General features: G+C 41.4%; 19 protein-coding genes. 7 read left to right on the top strand and 12 right to left on the bottom strand.

Annotated features, from left to right (window positions below):
* Positions 1–2 precede the first annotated feature (2 nt).
* The 3 genes from H5201_RS02005 (at position 3) to H5201_RS02015 (ending at position 5,787) form a co-directional block, all read left to right on the top strand.
* Complete coding sequence (locus tag H5201_RS02005; RefSeq protein ID WP_145233239.1) at positions 3–3,083, top strand: efflux RND transporter permease subunit; 3,081 nt, start codon at positions 3–5, stop codon at positions 3,081–3,083.
* Positions 3,084–3,177: 94 nt separating this feature from the next.
* Complete coding sequence (locus H5201_RS02010; protein WP_145233241.1) at positions 3,178–5,073, top strand: DUF294 nucleotidyltransferase-like domain-containing protein; 1,896 nt, start codon at positions 3,178–3,180, stop codon at positions 5,071–5,073.
* A 3-nt stretch (positions 5,074–5,076) separates the two neighbouring features.
* Entirely contained in the window at positions 5,077–5,787 is a 711-nt protein-coding gene (locus tag H5201_RS02015) for a 3'-5' exonuclease (protein ID WP_145233243.1), read from the top strand.
* An 82-nt stretch (positions 5,788–5,869) separates the two neighbouring features.
* Here H5201_RS02015 and H5201_RS02020 read toward each other — a convergent pair whose 3' ends face one another.
* Positions 5,870–7,450, bottom strand: a complete 1,581-nt coding sequence (locus H5201_RS02020; protein ID WP_145233245.1) for a BCCT family transporter — start codon at positions 7,448–7,450, stop codon at positions 5,870–5,872.
* Between the two features lie 506 nt (positions 7,451–7,956).
* Between H5201_RS02020 and egtB the strand changes: the two genes are divergently transcribed.
* From egtB to H5201_RS02035, 3 genes are all read left to right on the top strand, one after another.
* A complete protein-coding gene (gene egtB, locus H5201_RS02025; protein WP_182783597.1) occupies positions 7,957–9,186 on the top strand; it encodes an ergothioneine biosynthesis protein EgtB in 1,230 nt (409 codons plus the stop codon).
* 2 nt (positions 9,187–9,188) lie between these two features.
* Positions 9,189–10,160 carry an L-histidine N(alpha)-methyltransferase gene (egtD, locus tag H5201_RS02030; protein WP_182783599.1) on the top strand — a complete coding sequence of 324 codons (972 nt, stop codon included), beginning with the start codon at positions 9,189–9,191 and terminating at the stop codon, positions 10,158–10,160.
* A 142-nt stretch (positions 10,161–10,302) separates the two neighbouring features.
* A complete protein-coding gene (locus H5201_RS02035; RefSeq protein ID WP_220497132.1) occupies positions 10,303–11,091 on the top strand; it encodes a 2-keto-4-pentenoate hydratase in 789 nt (262 codons plus the stop codon).
* Here H5201_RS02035 and H5201_RS02040 read toward each other — a convergent pair.
* The 8 genes from H5201_RS02040 to H5201_RS02075 form a co-directional block, all read right to left on the bottom strand.
* Complete coding sequence (locus tag H5201_RS02040; RefSeq protein WP_182719006.1) at positions 11,062–11,910, bottom strand: PhzF family phenazine biosynthesis protein; 849 nt, start codon at positions 11,908–11,910, stop codon at positions 11,062–11,064. The genes H5201_RS02035 and H5201_RS02040 overlap by 30 nt on opposite strands.
* Positions 11,894–13,567, bottom strand: a complete 1,674-nt coding sequence (gene asnB, locus H5201_RS02045) for an asparagine synthase B (RefSeq protein ID WP_182719005.1) — start codon at positions 13,565–13,567, stop codon at positions 11,894–11,896. Before asnB ends, H5201_RS02040 begins: the two co-directional genes overlap by 17 nt.
* A 154-nt stretch (positions 13,568–13,721) precedes the next feature.
* Positions 13,722–14,390, bottom strand: coding sequence for a pyroglutamyl-peptidase I (gene pcp, locus H5201_RS02050; protein ID WP_220491294.1), 669 nt, complete (start codon positions 14,388–14,390; stop codon positions 13,722–13,724).
* Positions 14,383–15,408, bottom strand: a complete 1,026-nt coding sequence (locus H5201_RS02055) for a DUF979 domain-containing protein (protein ID WP_182767437.1) — start codon at positions 15,406–15,408, stop codon at positions 14,383–14,385. Before H5201_RS02055 ends, pcp begins: the two co-directional genes overlap by 8 nt.
* Positions 15,408–16,112 carry a DUF969 domain-containing protein gene (locus tag H5201_RS02060; RefSeq protein WP_145233413.1) on the bottom strand — a complete coding sequence of 235 codons (705 nt, stop codon included), beginning with the start codon at positions 16,110–16,112 and terminating at the stop codon, positions 15,408–15,410. Before H5201_RS02060 ends, H5201_RS02055 begins: the two co-directional genes overlap by 1 nt.
* Positions 16,113–16,177: 65 nt before the next feature.
* Complete coding sequence (locus H5201_RS02065; RefSeq protein WP_149982470.1) at positions 16,178–17,113, bottom strand: biotin-dependent carboxyltransferase family protein; 936 nt, start codon at positions 17,111–17,113, stop codon at positions 16,178–16,180.
* Positions 17,110–17,778 carry a 5-oxoprolinase subunit PxpB gene (gene pxpB, locus H5201_RS02070; protein WP_182719003.1) on the bottom strand — a complete coding sequence of 223 codons (669 nt, stop codon included), beginning with the start codon at positions 17,776–17,778 and terminating at the stop codon, positions 17,110–17,112. The genes H5201_RS02065 and pxpB overlap by 4 nt, the downstream gene beginning before the upstream one ends.
* Before the next feature lie 297 nt (positions 17,779–18,075).
* Entirely contained in the window at positions 18,076–19,593 is a 1,518-nt protein-coding gene (locus H5201_RS02075) for a leucyl aminopeptidase (RefSeq protein WP_182719002.1), read from the bottom strand.
* 167 nt (positions 19,594–19,760) lie between these two features.
* Here H5201_RS02075 and msrA point away from each other — a divergent pair, with 167 nt between their 5' ends.
* A complete protein-coding gene (msrA, locus tag H5201_RS02080; RefSeq protein ID WP_182719001.1) occupies positions 19,761–21,053 on the top strand; it encodes a peptide-methionine (S)-S-oxide reductase MsrA in 1,293 nt (430 codons plus the stop codon).
* A gap of 153 nt (positions 21,054–21,206) precedes the next feature.
* On the opposite strand, the gene H5201_RS02085 is transcribed toward msrA, so the two are convergent.
* The 3 genes from H5201_RS02085 to H5201_RS02095 all read right to left on the bottom strand — a co-directional run bounded on the left by H5201_RS02085 (position 21,207) and on the right by H5201_RS02095 (position 23,812).
* Positions 21,207–22,085: a LysR family transcriptional regulator gene (locus tag H5201_RS02085; protein WP_145233266.1), complete on the bottom strand. Its 879-nt coding sequence runs from the start codon at positions 22,083–22,085 to the stop codon at positions 21,207–21,209.
* Between the two features lie 359 nt (positions 22,086–22,444).
* On the bottom strand, positions 22,445–23,101 hold the full coding sequence (locus H5201_RS02090; protein WP_182783601.1) for a 3-oxoacid CoA-transferase subunit B: 657 nt from the start codon (positions 23,099–23,101) through the stop codon (positions 22,445–22,447).
* Between the two features lie 12 nt (positions 23,102–23,113).
* On the bottom strand, positions 23,114–23,812 hold the full coding sequence (locus tag H5201_RS02095) for a CoA transferase subunit A (RefSeq protein ID WP_145233270.1): 699 nt from the start codon (positions 23,810–23,812) through the stop codon (positions 23,114–23,116).
* Between the last annotated feature and the right edge of the window lie 25 nt (positions 23,813–23,837).

Consider the following 23,837-nt stretch of genomic DNA (forward strand, 5'->3'; position numbering starts at 1 on the left):
GTATGAAACAACAACCTATGATGCAAGATCTCCCTTCAATGGCCATTCGCCGCCCAGTGCTTATTGTAGTACTTAATTTACTGATCATTATTGCGGGTATTGCAGCCATTGCTGGGGTTGAAGTTCGTGAACTGCCTGATGTTGATACGCCAAGGATCACGGTGTCGGCTTCATTTCCTGGGGGCTCTCCAGAGACTGTTGATACCGAAGTAACCAGTAAACTTGAAGGGGCGGTAGCCCGCGTAAGTGGTGTAAAAACTATTCGCGCACAAAGTGAAGAAGGCAATGCACGGATTGTTGTTGAGTTTCGTGCTGGTGTTGACCTTGATGATGCTGCGAATGAAACCCGTGAGTCGGTAGCACGTGTACAACGGGAGTTGCCAGAAGAAGTTGAGCGCGTTTCTATTATCAAGGCTGATAATGATGCTGAGGCGGTGGTATCGCTAACCGTATCAAGCGATACCATAGCCCTTGAAGCGTTGACTGAACTGGTTGAGGTTGATTTAGCACCGCAGTTTTTAACCATTCCAGGTGTGGCCGATGTACGTTTAAATGGTGACCGAAAACGTGTTTTACGGGTGCGTCTTGATCCACTCAAATTAACCAGTTTTAATTTAACCGTTCCTGATGTAGCCCAAGTACTGCGCCAAGCGCCATTTGATGTACCGGCAGGTAGTTTGAAATCGACGGATCAACAAATTATAGTGCGCGCAGATGCAACCTCAGTTACCGCTGAGCAAGTGGCCGATATTATTATTCGTGATGGTACGCGTATTGGTGATATTGCGGCGGTGTATTTTGGTCCTGCGGATCCTCGCTCTATGGTGCGCTTAAACGGCCAGCCAGTGATTGGCATGGAAGTTATACGTCAAGCACAGTCAAATACCATTGAAATATCTGACGAAGTATTAAGTTTATTAGCAAAAATGCAAACGCGTTTTCCGGAGCTGAAATTTACTTTAACTTCCGATGATGCACAATTTATCAGGAGCTCAGTTGATGAGGTGATTTACTCACTGGTGTTAACTGTGCTGCTGGTGATCATTACATTATGGGTATTTATCGGCTCTTGGCGCGCGACTTTAGTGCCTGCATTTGCAATTCCTGTTGCCTTGGTTGGTTCATTAGCGTTGATATGGGCACTGGGTTTTTCAATCAATATACTTACTTTGCTGGCATTAGTGTTAGCAACGGGGTTGATTGTTGATGATGCGATTGTGGTCAGCGAAAACATTCAACGTCAACGCGGTTTAGGCCTTGGCCGCCGTGCTGCTGCGGTAATTGGCACGCGAGAAGTGTTTTTTGCTGTTGTCGCAACGACTGCGGTGTTGGCGGCGGTATTTGTTCCTATCGCTTTTTTACCCTCAACCGCAGGGCGATTATTTAGGGAGTTTGGTGGGGTACTTGCGGGAGCGGTGATCATTTCAAGCTTTGTTGCGCTTTCATTAGTGCCAGCGCTCACCTCAAAGCTAAAACTCAAACAAGGTGGTAAACACCCATTTGCTAAAATAGGTCATTGGCTTGCTAATATTTATACTAAAACCATTCATTGGGTGCTTGATCATGCGTGGCTTACGTTTATAGCTAGTATATTAGTCGCTGCGGGTTCGGGTGCTTTGTATCTCAATTTAGATAATGAATTACTGCCTTCAGAAGATCGCGGAAAAATACGTATCTTTGCTCGGGGCCCTGACGGTGTTGGTTTGAATTTTATGGACCGTCAAGCAATGCAAATGGAAGATATTTTGCTGCCGTATGTGCAAAGCGGCGAAATTGAATCTATTTATACTGTTGTAGGGCAGTGGGATCCAAATATTGTGTTTATTACCGTGCCTTTAAAACACTGGGATGAGCGTCATTTTTCACAGCAAGAGATCATTAATAAAATTCGAGGTCCGCTGGGTAATATTCCTGGGGCGGCAGGTTATCCGTCTGGGTCAAATAGTTTAAATTTACGCGGTCAAGGTGGCGGTATTGAGCTGGCACTATTAGGGCAAGATTACCTGCAGATTTATAAGGCCGCACAAGATTTTGCTGCACAGGTTGAGCAGACTATCCCGTCGATTGACAACGTGCGTATTTCATATCAGCCATCACAGCCGCAATTGCGCGTTAATATTGATAGACGCCGTGCAGAGGAATTAGGGGTGTCACTGAGTGATATATCAATCACCTTACGTGCTGCGATAAATGGCGATGATATTGCAGATTTAAATATTGGTGACCAATCGGTACCGATTATTCTGCAAGCACAAAATCAAACCATTAAAGATCCCAGTGATCTCGCTAATTTATATATCAGTGCAAATAACGGTCAGTTAGTACCACTGAGTAGCGTTGCAACCATAACAGAAGAAGGTGTTGCCGCCGAGCTTGAACGCCACGCACAGCGTCGTGCTATCGAGCTTGATATGGAACTGCCGGCGGACATGAGTATTGCACAGCTGGTATCGCAATTACGTGATATTTCAGAGCAAACGCTACCAAGTGGCATTAGCTTGGCATTTAAAGGTGAAGCATTAACCTTTGAAGAAACTTCTAATGAAGTATTTATCACTTACATACTGGCATTTTTAATCGTATTTTTAGTATTAGCCGCACAGTTTGAAAATGTTAATAGTGCCGTGGTGGTGATGGTAACGGTACCGTTTGGTATTACATCAGCAATTTTAGCACTGTACTTAACTGGTACTTCGTTAAATATTTACTCGCAAATAGGTTTGGTGATGTTAATTGGTTTAATCGCGAAAAACGCGATTTTGTTAGTTGAATTTGCTGACCAATTGCGCGACCAAGGTTTAACTGTTCGTAAAGCTGTAGAGCAAGCAGCACTGGTACGTTTAAGACCAATTACTATGACCTTGATATCAACCTTATTAGGTGCACTGCCGCTGATATTATCAACCGGGGCGGGGGCTGAGGCACGTAATGCGATTGGCTGGGTCGTGTTTGGTGGCTTGTCTTTAGCGGTGCTATTTACGTTGTACTTAACACCGGTAATTTACTTGGGCTTAGCACGCTTTACTACCCCTCGTGGTGATGAAAGTAAGCAACTTGCGCAGGAGCTTGATAAGGTAGAGTAAATCACAATTAAAATAGCCTAATTAACTATTTATCTTTGAAAAATAAGTTAATTAGGCTCACACTTGGGAAAGCTATCCCCAACAGGTTTTTTTTATGCAAGCCGAACAAGTAGAAATCGCGCAGTTTTTAGCACAACACCCGCCTTTTGACAGCCTACCGAGTAAAGCAATCAATGAGCTCGCGCAACAGGTTGAAGTCGCCTACTTTAGAGCGCACACCGATATTTTATTATTTGGTCAAGATATAGCCGATCTTTATGTGATCAGAAGCGGCTCTGTTGAAATGTATCGACGTAATGGGGAACTGGATAATCGTTTAACCACTGCCGGTATATTTGGGCAGATGGGTTTACTGATGAATCGCAAGGTTCGCTTTCCAGCTAAAGCACTTGAAGATACGCTAGTGTATTGCATTAATGTTGAACTATTTAACCGCTATTGCGACGAATTTGATTCATTTGCTGACTATTTTGAAACGGATGGTAATGTTCGTTTACATCAGGCAATTGTTGAACAAGCCGATGGTAATGATTTAACCACGGCAAAAGTAAAATCGCTGATCCACCGTGATGTGGTAACAGTTAATACTGATTCAACGGTGCAACAAGTTGCCCAGCTTATGACTGATGAATCGGTGTCATCGGTTTTAGTTACTGATAGTACCAAACCTATTAACGACGACCCAGAGGAAGATGATGGTCAAGTTGTTGGTATTATCACAGACAAAGATTTACGTACCAAAGTCATTGCTCATGGGCTGGCATTTGACACACCCGCGCATACAATAATGTCAACAAACTTGGTTTTATTAGATGCCAATGCCTATGTTTTCGAAGCTGTACTTGCGATGCTACGTGATAACTTACATCACTTACCGGTGGTCCAAAAACGCCGTCCAATTGGGGTTATTTCCCTTTCTGATATTTTACGCTATGAATCACAAAGCAGCTTGCTATTGGTACGTGGAATACTTGCGCAGCAATCAATTGAAGATTTAACACACTATGCACGCCAGCTGCCGAATGTGTTTGTACGCATGGTAAATGAAGATGCAAACTCGCATATGATTGGCACGGCAATGGCTGTGATTGGCCGCACTTTTAAACAAAGGTTACTGGTATTAGCCGAAGAAAAGTATGGGCCGCCGCCGGTTGCATACTGTTTTATCGCATTAGGTTCAATGGCGCGGGATGAGCAACTCATTGTTACTGATCAAGATAACGCGCTCATTCTAGATGATGATTATGATGATGAACTTCATGATACGTATTTTCAAAATATTGCCGATTTTGTTTGTGATGGTTTAGCTCAATGCGGTTATACCTATTGTGATGGCGAAATAATGGCGTCATTTAAAAAATGGCGAAAAACACGTGCACAATGGTTTGAGCAATTTGCTCAGTGGATAGAGCTGCCTAAACCGCAAGCCTTACTAAATAGCTCCATATTTTTTGATTTAGACGGGGTGTGGGGTAAAACCAAATGGGCCGATGAGCTTAAAATATTTATTGCCAAACAAAGCAAAGTTAATCGCGTATTTTTAGCTAATATGGCTGCAAATGCTCGCAACAGAACCCCACCATTGGGGTTTTTTAAAGGCTTTGTTATGGAGCACAACGGTCAGCATAAACGTTCTATGAATTTAAAGCGCAGAGGCACAGCGCCGCTTTCAGATGTTATTCGGGTTCACGCATTGGCGGTTGGATCACGTAAGCAAAACTCGTTCGAACGCTTAGAAGATATTATTGAAGCCAAGCTCCTACCGCAAGGCAAAGCACAAGATTTGCGAGATGCGCTGGAATATATTGCCATGATGCGGATCCGTCACCAAGCATGGCAAATTGAACAAGGGGAAGAACCCGACAACGATTTAGACCCTCATTTATTATCGCCTTTTGAGCAGCGTAACTTAAAAGAAGCTTTTGCAATTTTAGAAAAAGCACAAAGCTATTTGAAATTTAGTTACTCAGCAAACTCTGGGGTAAAGTAATTTATGGCTTTCAAAAAGCAAGCAATGATTGACTGGGCAACACGCTATAAAAATTTATTAAGCGGCGCTCAAAATGACACTATCAAACGTTTTTATGGAGCTGCTTTTAGCGATAAATTCGCAGCAATTAAAGATGTGCCATTTGTTGCAATGGACTTTGAAACAACCGGTTTAGATAGCACCAGTGATGATATTGTCAGCGTTGGTTTAATTCCTTTTAATTTACAGCGTATATATTGCAAAGATAGTCGCCATTGGGTGGTGCGCCCTAGGCGTAATTTCAACGAGGGATCCATTGTAATACATGGCATAACGCATTCAGAAATTGACGATGCACCGGATTTTAATCATATTATTGAGCCATTATTGCAAGCACTCAGTGGTAAAGTGGTTGTTGTACACTATGGCGCGATTGAGCGGCACTTCTTAAATACTGCACTGTTACTTAGGCTTAACGAGGGGATCAACTTTGCTTTGGTTGATACCATGGAAATTGAACGAAAAGCCTTAAAAGCCAGGCAGGGTTTGCTAGGTTGGTTATTTAATTCTAAGTTAGGATCGCTTAGATTAGGTGATTGTCGCCAGCGCTATTCATTACCTGTGTATAAAAACCATAACGCTTTAACTGACGCTTTAGCAACGGCTGAACTGTTACAAGCACAATTGAGTCACCATTACCGAGAAGATACACCGATCTCGCAATTATGGAGTTAAAAATTTCTTAACCTGAACTTTGGCTAACAAGCTTAAATAAAAAACGCCGCAAATTTGCGGCGTTTGTGGTTTTAAATAGCGTTTATTTAGCCGGTAACGGCTCAGTTCTAAGACCTAAAATAAGGCTTAAACACATAAACAGCAAGACGATTGTAAATGGTAAGCCGGTAGAGACCGCACCTGCTTGCAGTGCTTCGATTGCTTGTGTACCACCAATCCACAGTAGCGCGGCTGCGATAGCACCTTCAATAGATGCCCAAAATATGCGTTGTGGTACTGGCGCATCAATTTTCCCGCCAGCAGTGATAGAGTCTATTACTAATGACCCTGAATCAGATGAAGTGATAAAAAACACTAAAACTAATAGCACAGCAATTACAGACAAAATATTAGACATAGGTAATTCATCTAGCATTTGAAACATAGCCATAGGGACATCGGTTAAACCATTTAGGCCAAGTGCGCCAACACCATTGACTACTTGATCAATTGCGATACCGCCGTAAATTGACATCCATAATACTGTAACCAATGTTGGAATAAGTAATACCGCAATCAAAAATTCACGGATAGTACGACCGCGTGATACGCGAGCGATAAACATGCCTACAAACGGTGACCACGAAATCCACCAAGCCCAGTAAAATACAGTCCAGCCATGCATCCATGTTTCGTCTTCACGGCCATGTGGATTACTTAATGGAATGATATTTTCTACATAACCCATAAAGGTGGTAGGAATATTACCCATCGCAACAGCAAAGCCAACTAAGCAAACAAATACCAAAAGGGCAAAAGCAATTAGCATGTTGATATTACTAAGGAGTTTTACACCGCCATCGATACCACGCACAACAGAAATAATAGCCAGTAGGGTAACGCCAACAATAACGAGTATTTGTGAGCCAATGCCACCTTCGAGACCAAACACGTGGTTTATCCCCGCAGACGCTTGCTGAGCGCCTAACCCCAATGATGTTGCCAAGCCAAATAAAGTTGCCAGTACTGCTAAAATATCAATGATATGACCAGGCCAGCCCCATGCTTTATCGCCCAATATAGGGTAAAAAATTGACCGGATAGACAGTGGTAAACCTTTGTTATATGTAAAGAATGATAGTGATAAGCCAACTACAGCATAAATAGCCCAAGGGTGCAGGCCCCAATGGAACATAGTTGCCCCCATTGCCAGTTTTGCAGCTTCTGGGGTGTTGGCTGTTACATTCAGTGGTGTTTCATACCAACCAGTAAAATATGCAACCGGTTCAGCTACCCCCCAAAACATTAAGCCAATACCCATGCCTGCGGCGAATAACATAGCGAGCCATGAAACACGAGTATATGAAGGCTTAGCATCACTGCCTCCTAAACGGATCTTTCCGTAAGGAGAAACAATCAGTGCTAAACAAAAAATAACGAAGAAGTTTGCAGCCCACATAAACAAGGCATCAAAATTATTAATTATATCGAGTTTCACACCATCAAGTGCTGCTTTTGCAGTTTGTGGATCGGTAGCGAGAATGGCGATTAAAAAGATGACAATCAGGCCCGCGCTGATGCCAAAAACGGGGTTGTGTATATCAAATCCCCATTTTTGCACGTTATCCTGACCTACGGTGTAATCCGTATTGTCGATACTATATTTGTCATGATTTTCGCTCATGCAATACCTCTTTTGTTGTCCTAACAAGCTGCTTGTTACCAGCAACATACCTAATTTAATTAGTCTAAGTAACTTGAAGCTTCGGATAATAAATCACTATGTTAGTAAATTTTTAAAGCAAAGTTCAGGTTAGGTAATAATTGATACTTTAATTTATTTGAAGACTAACTAATTTAAAAGATGATCATACAGCTACTAGTGTATGAGTTAAATACCAAATGTAAATGATTTTGTTGTTAAATAGCGGCTTATATGGCCATTGTAACCATTTTTATGTTTTTATATAAAAGTACATAATTCGCAAAAGGTCAAAAATTAGTTTGATTGTTAAAGTAATCGCGGCTGTTTTTTGTGGTTAATTGAACTATTATTTTTTGTAGTTGTAAAAGGCAGCTGCACGAGATTGACGTTTTATAGTCGCAGTAATGAAAGCGTAATATGAATATGATTTAACATTAGGTGAGCTATATCATTGTTAAGTTGTGATAAGGAATTTAGTCATTACTATGAGTAACCATGGCAAAGAGAACACTAAAAACACAGCTGATGAGCATCAATTAGTCCATCATTACCAGCGTGTTCGACACCAAAGCGTGACGTTAATAAACTCGTTATCAGCAGAAGATTGCCAATTACAAGCTATGGCCGATGTAAGCCCTAGTAAATGGCACCTTGCGCACACAACGTGGTTCTTTGAAACTTTTTTACTAATTGCACATAGCTCTCACTACACAGTATTTAATCCTAACTTTAAAACTTTATTTAACTCATATTATAACGGTATAGGTGAACAATTTAAGCGTGCCTGCAGAGGGAGTTTATCGCGGCCTAGTTTAGATGACGTGATTACCTATAGAGAATATGTTGACCGGGCGGTGATTGAATTACTGAGTGCACCGTGTAGCGAGTCAATAAAGCAAGTTATAGAATTAGGACTTAACCATGAACAACAGCACCAAGAACTAATGCTGATGGACATTCAATATAACTTTTCAGTTAATCCGTTGTTTCCTGCTTATTGTGACACTAACAACAACCGTATAGAAAATCCTGTTACGCAAGCCAGTCCTCTTAGCTTTGTGGCATTTTCAAAGCATACTGCAAATATTGGTGCAACTGAGCAAACGTTTAGCTACGACAATGAACGCCCAACTCATCAAGTGCTTATTCAGCCATTTAAATTTGCTAACCGGCTAACTACTAATGCTGAGTATTTAGCGTTTATACAAGATGGTGGTTACCAAAACCCAGAGCATTGGCTCAGTGATGGTTGGGCGCAGATAAATAATGCTCGGCAAACTGCGCCACTCTATTGGCATAAAGTAAATAATGAGTGGTTTGAATTTACATTAGCTGGCTTACAGCCTTTGGCGCTAAATGAGCCGCTAAGCCATGTTACCTTTTACGAAGCAAACGCTTTTGCACATTACTCACAAGCACGCCTCCCAACCGAATTTGAATGGGAAAGCGTTGCTAACAGTAATGCGGCGCAAACTATCATCCAGCTGACCGACAACTGTTGGCAGTGGACAAACAGTGCCTATTTACCGTATCCAGGCTTTAAGCCAATAGCAGGCGTGGCAGGGGAATACAATGGTAAATTTATGGCGAATCAAATGGTACTGCGCGGTGGCTGTAAACTTACCCCGCAAAATCATTTAAGACTAACTTATCGCAATTTCTATTACCCACACCAAGCGTGGATGCGCAGTGGTATTAGACTCGCTAAGGATTGAGCATGAGCCAAGTAACAACATTAATGACAACCGACATTGATAACCGCTTTTTAAACGATGTTATTGCGGGACTGTCACAGCAACAAAAGAATCTACCCTGTAAATATTTTTATGATGATAACGGGGCCGCTTTGTTTGAGCAGATCACTGAGCTTGATGAGTACTACGTGACACGCACAGAGCTGAGCATTTTAACCAAGCACAGTCAAGCAATTGCCAAGTTGCTTCCTGATAACTTATCAATCATAGAGCCGGGCTGTGGCTCAGGTAAAAAAATTGCTTATTTGTTAGCACACTTAGTGAATGTGAAAAGTTTTGTGCCATTTGAGATCTCTAATGAAATGCTTAATTACTCATTGGCTCATTTATCTCCATTATTTCCTGAGTTAGCTATTTCGCCGTTGTTGGGGGATTTTACTCATAGCCAAATGGTAAAGCAGTTAAGCCGTGAAACACAATTGGATAGCCAAACGAATCTCGTGTATTTTCCAGGCTCAACAATAGGCAATTTTTCACCGCTAAAAGCCATTGAGATCATGAAAAATTTCCATCGGTTATGTGGTATTAACGGTTATGTATTGATTGGCATTGATTTGCTCAAAGACCGTCAAGTATTACTTGATGCTTATGACGATAAACAAGGCGTCACCGCGGCATTTAATAAAAACTTACTCCAGCGTATTAATGCTGAGTTAAATGCTGATTTTGATCTTAGCCAGTTTAATCACCAATCACGGTTTAATGAAAAACTAAGCCGTATTGAAATGCATTTGATCAGTAACTGTGCTCAAACAGTCACCGTCAATGGCGAATCATTTAGCTTTTCTCAAGGTGAGAGCATCCATACAGAAAACTCCCATAAATACGCACTAAAGGCATTTACTCAACTTAGCGCCCAAGCTGGATTACGTTTAGAGCAAACGTGGCAAGACGAGCAGGGTTATTTTGCATTGTGTTTATTGAGGCCAATTTAAATAATGCACAGTCCATCATTTATTATTTAACTGTACTTAGCTAAAAATGCTGCGCAAATTGATTTTTTAATAGTATAAATACTGCATTAAACCTACGGCTGCTGGTGTAGCCATTATAAAACCTTATTACGAAGAGGTTAGTGTGGACCGTTCTACAAAATTAAAAACGATTGCAGCACATTTATTTGCACAACGCACAAGTGCAGCGCCACAATCAGATTTACCGCCACAATTAGCATTAACAAGCACTGAAGATAGTTTAGCTGTTCAACAATTGATGATTGCATTAAACAAGGGCCAAGTATTTGGTTGGAAATGCCTATTACCACTTGATAACGGTGCGATTATTTTGGCTCCAATATTAAAGCCGCCGCAATCATTTGCACAAATCTGCAGATTATATACTGAACAAAACAAGGCACGGATAGAGCCTGAAATTGCTTTTGTGTTTGCGCAAAATATGCCAAAGCAGGCCAGCTATAGCGAAGCTGAAATTGACCACGCGGTGAGTGACACGCATATGGCACTTGAGCTGATCCAAAACCGTTTCTCTTCAGCGTATCAAGCAAATCACTTTGCAAAGTTAGCGGATGGTTTAAGTAACCAAGGGGTGTTACTTGGTCCTAAAATTAATAAGCAAGCAGCTTATGATGCGGCACATATTACTATCGCGATAACACAAAATAATCAGTGTCATAGCTATCTTGGCAAGCATCCATGTGGTCTGGCACAAACACCAATCTATTGGGCAGTAAATTATCTGGCTAAGTGTGGGATCACGCTCGCTGCTGGCCAAATTCTCATAACAGGCTCATATTGTGGTGTTATTGAGTTAGACACTGATGTTGATACTGAAATTGACTATGCAGGGCTTGGAAAATACACCGTCAAATTTAGTGGCTTAACTGATAATGACGCTGTTATCTTTTAAACGGTAATTAATGGTTGCTCCGAAAACAGAATCTTGGAAAAGCTGGCCATGTGTTTGTTCAGTGTATTGTTTGATTATGGGGGCAATAATGCTGATGGCTGAACCTGTAGCGCTATCTTCATCAACGCCATAATAAGGAGCAAAATATCGAAAATGCCACTGTGTGGTTTGATTAGCTGTTTGGCGTTGTTGCAATACAATCACTGCATTTGGGTAGTATTGTAATTGTGCTGTATTTATCGCGAGTGTTTTTAAAGGCTGATCACTGTTAATCATCACAGTACTGTAGCCGTTAATTTTTGCTGTTTTATAGCTTTGCACTATTGAGGTAGGAATGGCTTGTTGCAGCAGAACCTCTGTTTGTACCTCGGTGCTATCAATGGTGGCTAATTGTAGTTGCAGTGCGCGTTGATGTATTCTGATTTTAAATACTTCCCCTGTATTTGTATAAAAAGTGTTTGGGCTAAACCCTTGCCATTTTTTTAAAAACAGTGCAGCGGCGAGTGTCCCATGACCACAGCGGCTGATCTCATGGCTGTGATTAAACCAACGAATAGGGCATCGATTTTTTTTGATATTGGCTTGATTTAAAAATACGGTGGCGGGCTGAGCGGTGTTTTTTGCAATGCGCTGCATTAGTCGAGTTGTTAACCCTGTTTTATAAATAACAATTAACGCAGACGAACCTTTACAGCGTCTCGCTGTATCGTTAAAAACTTGCTCAATAGCAAAAGACTGCACAAAGCGCGGGGCTTTGTGCAGTCTGTGAGTTATTGCCAGATTTAATAAGCGACTAGGCTTATTATTTCTTTTGTGCATAGGCGTCGTTATGAATACCTGCGGCACGACCTGATGGATCGGCATTATTTTGAAATGATGCATCCCATAATAACGCTTCAGGCGTTGAACAGGCGACTGACTTACCGTGTGGTACACATTTAGCGGCTGCATCACCTGGGAAGTGAGATTCAAAAATAGTACGGTAGTAATACGCTTCTTTTGAATCAGGTGTGTTAATAGGGTATTTAAATTTTGCGTTTTCAAGCTCTTGATCGGTTACTTGCTCGTTTACAAACTCTTTTAATGTATCAATCCAGCTGTAGCCTACACCATCCGAAAACTGCTCTTTTTGACGCCATAACACTTCATCAGGTAAGTAGCCGTCAAAGCCTTCACGTAAAATATGCTTTTCAATTTTGCCATCTTTACACATTTTAGCTTCAGGGTTGATACGCATAGCAACATCAACAAACTCTTTATCAAGGAAGGGAACGCGGGCTTCTACACCCCATGCCGCCATTGATTTATTTGCGCGTAAGCAATCAAACATGTGCAGTTTAGATACTTTACGGTTTAATTCTTCATGAAACTCTTGTGCATTTGGTGCTTTATGAAAGTACAAGTAACCACCAAATAGCTCATCAGCGCCTTCACCAGAGAGCACCATTTTAATACCCATCGCTTTGATTTGGCGAGCCATTAAGTACATCGGAGTAGAAGCACGGATCGTAGTTACATCGTAGGTTTCAATGTGATAAATAACTTCACGTAGGGCATCAATCCCTTCTTGAATCGTAAATATAATCGGGTGATGAACAGTTCCTATCATATCAGCTACTTTTTGTGCAGCCGCTAGATCTGGGGAGCCCTCAAGGCCAACCGAGAAAGAGTGCAGCTTAGGCCACCATGCATCGCTTTCATCATTATCTTCAATACGTTTTGCTGCAAAACGTTGGGTAATAGCTGAAATAACGGATGAATCTAAACCACCTGACAACAACACGCCATAAGGTACGTCACACATTAATTGACGTTTAACGGCGGCTTCAAGTGCATCTTTGACGTCTTCGGCTTTTGCGCTGTTATCTTTAACTGCATCGAAGCTTTGCCAATCACGGGCATAATATGGGCGCAATTGACCATCTTTACTCCATAAAAAATGTCCAGGAGGAAATTCTTCAATATGCTTACAGATTGGTGAAAGTGCTTTTAGCTCTGAGGCAACATAAAAGTTACCGTGCTCATCGTGGCCTGTATAAAGTGGAATAATACCAATATGATCACGGCCAATTAAATAAGCGTCTTGTTCTTCGTCATATAAACAAAAAGCAAAAATACCGTTCAGATCATCTAAAAATTCAGGCCCTTTCTGTTTGTATAACGCTAAGATAACTTCACAATCTGATTGAGTTTGAAAAGTGAAATCGGTTTCAAGGTTAGCGGCAAGTTCTTTGTGATTATAAATTTCGCCATTAACCGCTAGAATATGAGTTTTTTCAGGGTTGTATAAAGGCTGTGCACCGCTTGAGACACCAACAATGGCTAAACGTTCATGCACTAAAATCGCTTTATCTGATGAATATACACCAGACCAATCAGGTCCGCGGTGACGTAATAATTTTGACATTTCAATTGCTTGCGTACGCAATGGAGCGGGATCAGACTTTATATCTAATACACCAAAAATTGAACACATAGTAACTCCTCATTCCTATCATGTGTGTTAGTTAGGTCATAATACCTAACCATTCACGTTTGTTTTAACAGAAATAATTAACTAAGTCACATAGCTTTTACAATATTTTCAGAATAATTTATGCACCAGCATGGCCGCTGATGCACCAAATTGGTCAGTGGGTGGTGCCAGCCGCGACTTTTACATCTTGTTTTGCAACAATAGCTTCGTTGATCATTACTTTTAACGCGCTTAGCACGGTTTCTTCGCTCATACTCGGTGCGCCATTATGGTGCACAGCTTGGCTTGGTAAATAAGGGATATGTACAAAGCCCCCTTTGATGTGTGGTTCATGCTCATTGATATGATGTAATAGACCATACATAACGTGATTACACACATATGTACCCGCTGTATTAGAAATGGCGGCTGGGATCTCACTTTGTTGCAGTGCTAATAACATGCGTTTGATAGGTAATTGTGCAAAATAAGCAGCAGGGGCATTATTGACGACGGGGTGATCAATGGGTTGCTTTCCTGCGTTGTCTTTAATTCGGGCATCATCAATATTAATCGCGATACGCTCTATGCTTATTTCACTGCGGCCACCGGCTTGGCCGATACATAATACTAGAACCGGATGATGCTGCTCTATGGCTTTATAAAGCACCTCTAATGAGGTATTAAACTCACACGGTAGCTCAAGGGCTATTACTCGGTGCTTAGCGATTAAATGTTCGTCGAGTTTGCTTACCGCTTGCCACGACGGATTGAGCGATTCGCCGCCAAATGGTGCAAACCCAGTTATCAATACGCAGGGCATGCTTGATGTCAGTTTAGTCATTAAAAACCACCATATACATTAAAATAATATTGACCGTTAATAAGGCCAGCGCAGTAGGTATTTGCACCTTTATAACATGGTATTTGTCTTTTAGGTCGAGTAATGCCGCTGGAATGATATTAAAGTTTGCTGCCATTGGCGTCATTAACGTTCCACAGTAACCACTGTACATCCCAATTGCTACCAGTGGTGCGGCGCTGGCGCCATGACCTTCGATTAAAAAAGGCATAGCAATACCCGCAGTCATTACCGGAAATGCAGCAAACGCATTTCCCATCACCATGGTAAATAACGCCATGCCAACACAATACAGCACCACCAGCATAAAACGATTCTCTGGCGCTATAAATAAAGTAACCAACTCTTTAATTGAGTCTCCTGTTTGCGCCACAATAAACACGCCACCAAGCATTGCTAGCATTTGTGGCAGTATTGCTGCCCAACCGATAGAATCTAGCAGCCGACGGGATTCAGTGACAGCTTCAATCGGATTTCCCCCAGTAATTTTCCAGCCAATAAGTAGCGCAGACACACACGCTATAGTGAGCGATGCGAGAGTTAAATGACGTTGATCAAGTAAGTAATAATCACCAATTGCGATACCATCAAAAGAAACAGTCAGTAATACCGTGATCACGGGTATCATTAATGCGGGAACAAATAATTTATTGCCCAGGCGAGAGGCCGATTGTGTTTGTTGCTGTTCAGTGAGTGGTTGATAACTGCCCATGCTTACTAGGTTTAAGCCCGCTAACAGGGCAATTAATACTACGCTCACACCAACCCATAAATAAGTGTTGGCTTTGCCGAACAAGGCAATCGATACATCACCAAATAAAAAACTGCTACCAAATAACAACCAAAATAATGCTGTAGTGAGCCTTTTTGGATGGTTTTTGTCTTGCAGCGTTCGAACAACTAAAAACATCACAACGAGACCAATTAATAAATAAATGTTCTCAATGGTGATAATTGTAGCGTTTGAGTTAGTTACATCGGTTGTTAGTACTTTACTCATCACACTTCCTGCTGTTTGTAGTGAGCAACAGCCAGAGCTATTTTTGCTTCTAAACGAGATAATCTAAATAAATGAATAATGAGTGCGGCAATGGCGGTCGGAATAGCCCATAAACCAATATGCAGCGGTTCAATACCGGCAATGCCGTTTTCCTTTAAGAAGGCATCCATCAATAGTACAGCACCAAAAGCAATGAAAATGTCTTCTCCAAAGAACATCGCAATATTATCAACGGCAGCTGCATGGGCGCTGATCATGTCTTTTATGGGTTTTGGCAGCTCACCGTGTTTATTGGTCGCGGCACCTAATGCCATGGGGGCTAATAATGGACGAACAGTTTGTGCTTGACCGCCAAGGCTTAATAACCCAAGGGCTGCTGAGCATTCTCGAACGATAAAATACAGGGCTAATATACGTGCGCTGGTGGCACTTTGAATTTGTGCAATCCAGTTTTTCGCATGCTGTTGTAAACCATAGCGCTCTAGCAGTGCGATAACGGGTAAAATAAGAATAAAGCTGGCCAGTTGACGAGAGTTCATAAACTTCTCGCCAAAGGTTTGCAAAAGGGTGAGGATATCTAAATTTACCGCCCAACCAGTTGCAAGGCCAGCAACGGTTACTACAATCAGTGGGTTAAAGCGCAAGGCAAATCCTAGCACAACCACTGGAATGCCAATTAATGGCCAATAATTAAGATCAAACATCATAGTTCCTACACTGTGCTGTGTTTATTATTATTTATTAAGCTGAGCTTTTATTTAGTGATTGGTTATCTGATGCTCAAGTTTTTTAGTGCAATAGTCAATTGTTGTAGGTGAGCGTCAAGTTTTCGCTGCGCAGTATTTGCAGCTGCTAGGTTGACGAATTCAAATATTACAAAGTCACCAGGTTTAAGTTGTGCAAATTGGTGTTGATCCGCACTTATTATAGTACCAAGTAGCGGGTATCCTCCGGTTGTTTGGCCATCATTTAGCAATACGATAGGCTCACCACTGGGTGTTAGTTGGATAGAGCCCGGGCTAACAGCTAAAGAAGGCAATGAATGTGTATGCATTAATTGATTATGCTCAGTACTGAGCCTTACTCCCATACGATTACTTTGCGGACTGACTTGCCATTTCGTCTGGGCAAAAAAATCACTAAATTGTTGTGATAGTAATTGTTGATGTGGGCCTGAATGGACGCGGATCACACTGCGCTTAGCGGGGGCAATCGCACCACGTTGCGGCCAATTGCCATCAAATGGCGTGATTGGGACTTGATCATTGGCTTGTAAAGGCGCGCCCGTTAGGCCACCAAAACCTGCTGCAATATCGGTGGCTGTTGAATTCATCACTGCATGACAATCAATGCCGCCTTTAATTGCGAGGTAGCTGCGAAAACCTTGCCGAGCTGTGGCAAATGTCAGTGTTTGTCCTTGCTCTACTGGATAACTCCAGCCGGGATAAATACTTACTCCATCAAGCTTTGCTTGCATATCAGCGCCATGCAGCGCAATAACAGTGGCACATTGAAACTGTAATTGCGCTAAGCCTAAAGTGATCTCAATAACACTTTGATTATCATCATTGCCCACTAAACGATTGGCAATGATCATTGCATAAGGGTCAAGCGCACCAGATTGGGCAATTCCTAAATGACGATAGCCATGACGGCCGAGATCTTGAATCGTCATTTGCATTCCGGGCTTTATTACGGTGATCATAATACCGACTCCTTAGTAATAAATTGCAGCGTATCGCCTGGTTGTATTGCGCATGGTGGAGTATTTTCACTGTCAAATAATGCAAAATCACTGTGGCCGATAATATGCCAACCACCGGGCGAATCAGCTGGGTAAATCGCGGTTTGATTAGCGCCAATGGCAACCGAACCTTTGGGCACTCGAGTTCGCGGCTGTGCTCTGCGCGGAGTATGTAATTGACTATTCAGACCGTGCAAATATGCAAAGCCTGGCTGAAAGCCTAAAAACAATACTTGATAATGCCCTTGGCTATGTATATCAATTACTTGTTGTGGCGATAAATTGTGATACTCAGCTACATAGTCTAGATCTGGGCCATAGTCACCACCGTATTGGGTAATAATTTTATGATGCTTACCCTGATAGTAGTGCGGATTTATATTTGCCCACCAAAGTGCTAACTGAGCTTGCCAGTGAGCAAGCGAAGTAGGGTCTATTAAATAAACTGTCAGCGAGTTCATTGCGGGTACTACATCTATAAAGGCGTCGCTGGTGTTGCATTGTTGCACTAGTGCCCAGATTTTTTTTTGAATGCTCAGACTGTCATCGTTTAGGGCAGTGGCATCAAGCAATATGCTGTTATTACTGAGGACACTAATAGTTGGAGAGATAGTTTGTTGATCCATAGCCAAATGTATTTATTATTCTTGAATACCTCAAACTAGCATATAACGTATGAAATGTTTATAGCGATGCGACTAGTTAACAACCTTGCAATATTAACATTACCCAGTGTAGCGCAAACACATTAGTTTGGTTATGGAATGTTCTGGACTAATACACGTAAACTAGATATGTGAGTCAGACTATAAAAAACTGTGGCATATCACTCACTATTGCTTAGAGTAGGTGTTTGATAATGCCACAGTTGTTATAACAACTAATGATGTTAGTAGAATGCATTAAGTTATAATAGCTTACTGCTAATTACTTAACAGCCACTCACTGAGCAAGCGCACACCATAACCTGTGCCGCCTGGTGAAATTTCATCTTTTCCTTTAGTTGCTAGTGCATTACCTGCAATATCTATGTGTACCCAACGAGTTTCACCAGCAAAATGTTGCAAAAAGCTGGCGGCCGTTGTTGCTCCGGGGCCACTTGAGCCTAGGTTTTTAAGATCGGCAATGTCTGAACTTAAGGTTTCTTTATATCCCAGCGGTAAGCGCCATAGGTTTTCGTTTACTTGCATTCCAGCTAAAGTGAGTTGCGTAACAAGCGTATCGTCATCAGAAAACACCGCCGCATAATCGTTACCTACGGCTTTGATTTTAGAGCCGGTAAGGGTGGCAACGTCTATCATGATCTCCGGCTTGAAATATTCACGTGCATACCACATTGCATCACTTAATACTAAGCGTCCTTCTGCATCAGTATTAACAATCTCAACGCTTAAACCTTCTGCGGTGCGAACCACATCACCAGGGGCAACAGCGTATTGCGACACCATATTGGCAGCCATACCCATAACGGCAACAATGTTTTTGTCAGCTTTTGCAAGCGCCATTGCTTTGATAGTCCCAAGTACAGCGGCGGCGCCAGCCATATCAGATTTCATACGCGCAATTGATGCGCCTGTTTTGATACTATAACCACCAGAGTCAAAGGTGATCCCTTTACCAACCAGAGCAATAGGGGTCGCGTTTGAGCCTTTGTAATGTGCAACGACTAAGCGAGCGCCTTGTTCGCTGCCACGCCCGACAGCTTCAAGTGCCCCCATACCTAGTTCTATTAATTGCTTAGGCTCTAAAATAGTGATTTCTACACCTAGAGACTCAAGCTCTTTTGCCGCACTAGCAAAGTCAACAGGAGTCATTTCGCTGGCCACTTCTGAGGTTAAATCACGTGCTAAAAACACTCCTGCTTGAATGCTTTCAAGTTCAGAATAGTTACGTTTTGTTTGCTTGGAATTACTAACGTCAAAATGATAACTGACAGTGTGAGTGTTCGGAGTTTGTTTATATTTTTCAAAACGATGGTCGCGTAAATTTGCACCGTGTGCAAAGTGAGCACTAAGTACACTGTTATTGTTTACGCCTTCAACGTCATCGAATGCAACCGCAGCAGTTGTTGTTTTACTGCTCATTAATCGCGCATGAATATTACCACCTAGTTTGGTCATTAACGCTCTATCAAGCTTATCTTGCTTACCGGTACCAACAATTAGCACGCGTTTATAGTCACTATTATAAGGTGCAATTAATTCAACAGTACTGGCGTATTTGCCACTAAAACTTTCATTTTCAATAGCGTGCTGTAATTGAGCATTGAACTTTTTATTGATTGAGTTAAATGCGGTATTGCTCCCATCCTCACTGTAAAACAACACTAATGCTTGTGCATTACTATCAAGCTTGGAAGAAAAATTAAACTCTGCAGCATGGCTTTGCGTACTAAGTGCAAGGGCAATTGATAATGCAGAAAAAGCAATAAGGTTTTTCATGTTTGTACCTTTATTAAATAAACACGTTTTACCTCATTTATTCGCATAGGTTAAGTCGGATTCGGTAAAGCCGCAATAATGAGCGATAAAATAACCCACATTCCTGAAATAATATGTTCTGCTTCAAGGTCTACTAAAATGAAGCAACAAATAGAAAGAGGTAGAGTATGTTGGCAGCAAAGAATTGGCTTAAATTAACCACTTTAACAATTTTGTTCAGTGCGGCAAGTTATGGTGTTTCCCTTAACAATGAAAAAGATAATGATATTCAAGCAACAATGCATTTAGAAACCATGGTACTTGGTTCTGGTTGCTTTTGGGGGGCAGAAAAACGTTATGAAGCGCTTCCTGGTGTAATTGATGCAAAGTCAGGCTATGCAGATGGTAAGGGTTTTAAAGCAACTTATCGTAATATTACCCAATCATCGCGCAAGTTCGATGAAAATAATTACGCTGAAGTTGTTCAGGTTACTTACAATAGCAATATAATCAGTGCTGCAACGTTATTAAAAAGTTACTTTGAAAGTCATGATCCAACGCAAAAAAATCGCCAAGGAAATGATATTGGCACGCAGTACCGTTCAATTATTTTAACTACTACTGAGCAACAAGCTGCACTGGCTGAAGAATTAAAACAGCAGTATCAAGATAAACTAACCCAAGCTGGTTATGGCTCTATAAAAACCATTATAAAACCATTAACGGTATTTTTTCCGGCTGAGGAATATCACCAAGACTACTTAGTTAAAAATCCTAATGGCTATTGCCCTGATCATTCAACAGGCGTTGTTTTTGAAAAACGCAGTGATGATAAAGTTGATAATACGGCTTTACTCGCAGGAAAGCAGATAGTGATCATTGATTCACGAGATTACTGCCCTTATTGTGAAAAACTCAAAAAAGATGTGTTAAATGATTATCAAGGAACCATTGCCGTCACTTATCGTAAAGCCGATCAACTTGATGGTTTAACGATTAAATCAGCGACCTGGGCCACCCCAACAATCTTATTTTTAGAAGATGGTAAAGAGGTTTATGGTCGCCAAGGTTATGTGTCTAGCGAAGAGTTTTATAAAGCACTTGGCGCATTTAAATTAGGGGATAGTGAAGCATATACAGTGGCATTTAAGGCCCGTACAGATAGTCCGTTTTGTAAACAGTACGATATTTTTAAAAATACCCCGGATGGTATTTTTATAGACAAACTCAGTGGTGTACCACTGTTTGATACTCGGGATCGGTTCAAATCGGGCACCGGGTGGCTGTCATTTACTCACCCTATCAAAGACAGTGTGACCATGCATGAAGACAATAGTTACGGTATGCAACGTATTGAAATTAAATCTAAATCTACGGGTATTCATTTAGGGCATTTGTTCCCAGGTGAAGGCCCAAAAGGTGAAGATCGTTATTGTATCAATGCAACTGTGTTAGATTTTGTCGCTCGCAAAGACACCTAACAGTTTAGAATAATGGCTGAGGAAATTGCAGAGTAAGGCTTCAAAATAAACTATTTTTACGATAAACCCATTGAGCTGGGTTTATCGTATTTAATGAGTTGTATATCAAATTATAAGAGTACAATTAATGTCGGATCATCACTGTTATTCGCTTTATTTTAAGTGTTTAAATGTGTCTAGCAGCCATTTTATAAATAGCTCAAGCTGTGCATTTGCCTCGCCAGGGTAGTGCTGTACTAAATAGTATTTATCCTTGGTTACTAATGGTTCATCAGTAAAGTTGCACAACCAGCCTTCGTCAAACCATGTTTGACTAATAGGCAAAGGAATTAGCGCTATACCCATACCTTGTTGCGCTGCACGGGCAACACCAAACATACTATCTACTTGTATAATTTGCTTGGGTGAAAAGTCATCAAGGCCTGCATGTTCAGCCCATTGATGCCAAGCCCAAGGACGCGCTTTGTGCAAAATTAACGGCACTTGTTGTAATGCTTCAAGTGGCTTTTTGTGCCACTGTTGCCAATTTTCTTTATTACAAGCCGGTGTGTATTGTAATGAAAACAGCTCGTGGACAACGCCTTCAATTGGCTTCGAAGACGACAGCACAATAGATAAATCACTTTGTTTAGTTAACTCTTTACGCGTTTTCATGGTGTTTAGTTGTAAATTGGTTTTAGGGTGCTCAACAGTCCACTCGCTCAGTTTCGGCATTAATAACTCACTGGCAAAAAACTCTGGCAAAGTAATGCTGATGGTTATATTTTCTTGCAGCTGACTAAATTCGTTAATGGTTTTTTCGAGTGCTTTTATAAGTGGTGATACCGAGTCATAAAAGTTTTTCCCCGCAGCTGTAAGTCTGATCGAGCGTGTTTGGCGCTCAAACAACTCAATCCCTAACTGTTCTTCTAGTTGCTTTATTTGATGACTAACAGCAGATGGAGTCAAATAAAGCTGATTGGCGGCTTCTTTAAAGCTTAGCGTTCTTGCCGCAAAACAAAATGAACGCAATCCTCTGATAGGTGTTTGCATAGTCGTTGCTAGTAATTCTCAATAACGTTAGTTAAGCAATTATTATCCCAATTTGCAAAAAACCTCTGCTTAAAGTATGGGAATAGGTAATATTTGCCAGAATGCCTAATAAATAGACTTTATTGGATTGTTTAATCTGCTATAAGTATTTAAATAGCTAATATATTAAGTTATTTCCGTTGCTTATTAAATTATATGTTTAAGCAATTTCAGTGATTTTCACAATCATGGGGCATTATACGCTATTTGTGTGACAAATTGGTGCAGCCAAAAAAAATCCCTCTTGCGAGGGATTTTGGGTAACTCAGCGCCATTGGCACTGGGAATGAGGTCGGTACAAGGTGGACCTGAGCGTTAAATTAAAAAACCATCTCAGGGATTTCACCATCAACAAGTAATTTACCTGCTGTTTTACTAATAATTTCATCAACTGACACGCCCGGTGCGCGTTCTAAAAGATGAAATGCGCCGTCTTTGACTTCTAACACGGCTAAATCTGTTACTATTTTCTTCACACAGTTAACACCAGTTAAAGGTAAAGAGCAACTTTCTAGCAGTTTCGAGTCACCATGTTTACTTGCATGGGTCATAGTAACGATAATATTTTTTGCACCAGCGACAAGGTCCATCGCGCCGCCCATGCCTTTGATCAACTTTTTAGGGATCATCCACGATGCGATACTACCGTTTTGGTCAACTTCAAATGCACCTAGAACAGTTAAGTCTACATGACCTCCACGGATCATTGCAAAACTATCTGCACTATTAAATATGGCTGCGCCTTTAGCTGCTGTCACGGTTTCTTTACCTGCGTTGATCATATCTGCATCAAGCTCTGCTTTAGTAGGGTATTGCCCCATGCCTAGTAAGCCATTTTCAGACTGTAACATCACCTCAATGTTATCAGGTACGTAGTTTGCCACTAACGTAGGAATACCGATACCGAGGTTAACGTAATAACCGTCTTGTAGTTCTTGTGCAACGCACATTGCGACTTGTTCACGTGATAATGCCATAATTATTGCTCCTTAATCGCGAGTGGTTACACGTTCAATGCGTTTTTCAAAGTTACCTTTGATCACGCGATTAACAAAAATACCAGGGGTGTGAATTTGGCTTGGCTCAAGTTCGCCTGGTTCAACAATTTCTTCAACTTCAGCAACGGTAATTTTACCTGCTGTTGCGGCCATTGGGTTGAAGTTCATCGCCGTGTGTCGAAACACTAAATTACCATAACGGTCCGCTTTCCATGCTTTTACAATGGCAAACTCACCAGTGATTGATTCTTCTAAGATATAAGGGCGTCCGTTAAATTCTTTTACATCTTTACCTTCTGCCACAGGCGTACCGTAACCTGTTGCTGTATAAAAAGCAGGAATTCCAGCACCACCGGCACGCATTTTTTCAGCCAGCGTACCTTGCGGAGTAAGCTCTACATCAATTTCGCCGCTCAACAATTGCTGTTCGAATAGGGCATTTTCACCCACGTAGGAGGCAATAATTTTTTTAATTTGCTTGTCGTGCAATAAAATACCTAAACCAAAATCATCTACACCGCAGTTATTCGATACCACAGTAAGTTCTTTGGTTTGTTTACGTTTGATTTCGCTGATCAACCCCTCAGGGATACCGCATAAACCAAAACCACCAGCGATAATGGTATCGCCATCTTTTAAGCCTTCCATTGCAGCTTCATAACTTGAAACCACTTTATCGAAACCGGCCATGGGCCCACTCCTTATTTGTAATTAT

Source organism: Pseudoalteromonas sp. SG43-6 (assembly GCF_014164365.1).
GTDB classification, from domain to species: domain Bacteria; phylum Pseudomonadota; class Gammaproteobacteria; order Enterobacterales; family Alteromonadaceae; genus Pseudoalteromonas; species Pseudoalteromonas rhizosphaerae.